Origin of the sequence: Rhodanobacter lindaniclasticus (assembly GCF_004799035.1) — a bacterium.
GTDB lineage: Bacteria > Pseudomonadota > Gammaproteobacteria > Xanthomonadales > Rhodanobacteraceae > Rhodanobacter > Rhodanobacter lindaniclasticus.
The window spans coordinates 1-2,268 of record NZ_MWIO01000075.1 but is presented as its reverse complement, the minus strand read 5'-3'; the positions used below and the strand labels follow the sequence as shown (position 1 = coordinate 2,268).

The following is a 2,268-nucleotide window of genomic DNA, read 5'->3' as shown; positions in this document are numbered from 1 at the left end:
CCAGATGCGTTGGTGCTGCTGATGCTCTGGTTGGGCGGAGTCGCTCATGCCGGCACGGTGACATATGTCTACACCGATGCGCAGGGCACGCCGCTGGCCGAGGCGGATGCCAGCGGCAACATCACGGCGACGTTCGACTACGCGCCCTACGGCAGCCAGGCGCTGGGAACGCCGCCGAGCGGGCCGGGATATACCGGGCATGTGAACGACCCGGATACGGGATTGGTATACATGCAGGCGCGGTACTACGATCCGACAGTGGGGCGGTTTTTGAGTGTGGATCCGGTGGGGCCGATGCCGGGGGATGCGTTCAATTTCAATCGGTACGGGTATGCGGATAGCAATCCGATTACGAATATAGATATGGATGGTCGATGCACAGGGTCAAATATCCACGATAAAGTTGGTAATTGCGTTGACTCTGGCAAAAGCATTGTCGCTTCTGCACCGAGTACGGGCGGCGTCCGCCTTGGCCAGTCTAGGGCGTTGACAAGAAATGAGTCCGCAGCAGGCAAAGAAGAATTCAAAAACCTGGATACAGGCAAGGTTCGTGTATCTTATGACTCGCCACATAAAGAATCTGCGTTAACACCAAATAATACGATGCATTTTCCAAAGTCTTACGTCGATTGCCAGGACTTCGTCACGTGTCGAAGCGGCATTTTAGTTGGCTGGTTTATTCATGAACTGACCCATGTATGGCAATACCAGAATGGAATTGATCCAGTTTGGGGTCATATTAAATCTGGAATATTTAAAAATTCCAACTACCTGCCATTTAAAAAATATCTACGTACACCTAGTCCAGATCATCTTAATACAGAAGAGCAAGGTGATTGGCACATGTGGCACTATGCATGTAATCATGACCAGAAGGACGGTTGTTGAGGTTAATATGAAATTCTTTAAATTCGCCCTGATAGCTTTTTTGCTCATGACTGCCTCATTCGAGGCCTTCGCAAAGACTGAGCGTGTTTCTGTAGAGCTTGACTCAGTAGGTGAGGTTACAATTCCGAAGGACCGATTTGTGGCTTCTGCTAGAACTTCTAGAGGGCCTGGGTACGCCGCATACATTCTAATAGCACCCAATACGAAGGAGTTGCTTGGCGGCGTAAAGCGGATAATGGTTATGTCCAACGCGGCAGATCATACCGGATATGGATGTAGAGCGATTGAATCGGCAAACAAATCAAGCAGGTTATCTTGTACCTTAGTCTTAGGCGAAAAAAAATCTATGATAGCTATCGTCACGATTGATCGTAACAACGGAGGGAGTGCAGATAGGTATAAAAAATTTTTAGAATATATAGCCAAAGATGTGAGTGACCAAGTGGAGCTGCGATGTAACAAAAATGAGTGGTAGGGCCTGATGAATAGTGATGGTTTCAGTTGTTGGTGGAAAAGTGTTGCTAAGCAATCCTGCTATGGACACGTTTCTAGGACCCAGCGCAACCCAATGATTTGTCCAACTGGAGCGTCTCCGCGGTCTAAGCAATGGCAACTATGGTCGATTGACCATGATCGATCTGGCCCGCGCGTGGCCCGACGCACAGCCCATCCGCGCGCCGCCGAAGGCCTTGGATCGGTTGCTCAGCAATCACCATCTGCATGCCGAGCGTGAGCGCATCCATGCTGCCATGACCCGCTGGTTGGTGCGCAGCGAACAGCCGGTGATCGTCGTGGACTGGTCAGATTTGAAGGTCGATCACAGGTGGCATCCCGATTAAAGGGGACCAATTAAAGGGGACGGATTAAGGGGGACGGGGCTAATTAAATTGCGTGGCCACGTTGAGTTGGGGCGGCGACTTGCCAGCGGCTACGCGTTGCAACAAAGTCGCTGAAGCGCCGGCAGTTACGGAGTCTGGAGTACCGTTGGCGTGATCGCCGTGACCCTGCTGCCTGCCGCGCCCGCCACGGTAACGGCGCCTTTCCCTGTGCTCGGGAAGCCTTACAGCATCACATGGTCCGCCTCGGCGACAGCCACCTCCTACAAGGCATGCAATGCCGGCGAATGTTCAGCATTCAAGAACGCGTCCAACCCGACGCAGGCCAACCCGCCTGGGCCGATCGAGTGAGGAGCATGGACATGGATATCCAGATCAAAGGGCGGGCCACGCACAAGGCGATCGCATATGCGTTGGTGCTGCTGATGCTCTGGTTGGGCGGAGTCGCTCATGCCGGCACGGTGACATATGTCTACACCGATGCGCAGGGCACGCCGCTGGCCGAGGCGGATGCCAGCGGCAACATCACGGCGACGTTCGACTA

At 53.0% G+C, this 2,268-nt stretch carries 2 protein-coding genes and 2 pseudogenes; all 4 read left to right on the top strand.

Annotation, left to right across the window (positions count from 1 at the left end; translation table 11 throughout):
- A partial coding sequence (locus B1991_RS17465) for an RHS repeat domain-containing protein (RefSeq protein WP_136259958.1) occupies nucleotides 1–888 on the top strand: 888 nt, incomplete at its 5' end.
- Nucleotides 866–1,363 carry a hypothetical protein gene (locus B1991_RS18905; RefSeq protein WP_136259957.1) on the top strand — a complete coding sequence of 166 codons (498 nt, stop codon included), beginning with the start codon at nucleotides 866–868 and terminating at the stop codon, nucleotides 1,361–1,363. The genes B1991_RS17465 and B1991_RS18905, both read left to right, overlap by 23 nt.
- Before the next feature lie 142 nt (nucleotides 1,364–1,505).
- Nucleotides 1,506–1,715 (top strand): annotated as a pseudogene (locus tag B1991_RS17455) (IS4 family transposase); the annotation flags it as partial.
- A 371-nt stretch (nucleotides 1,716–2,086) separates the two neighbouring features.
- Nucleotides 2,087–2,268: pseudogene (locus B1991_RS17450) on the top strand (hypothetical protein); the annotation flags it as partial.

Bases quoted from the DNA above. Each gene is read 5' to 3' on its own strand.
- B1991_RS18905 (WP_136259957.1), top strand. From the start codon at position 866: ATGACCAGAAGGACGGTTGTTGAGGTTAATATGAAATTCTTTAAATTC.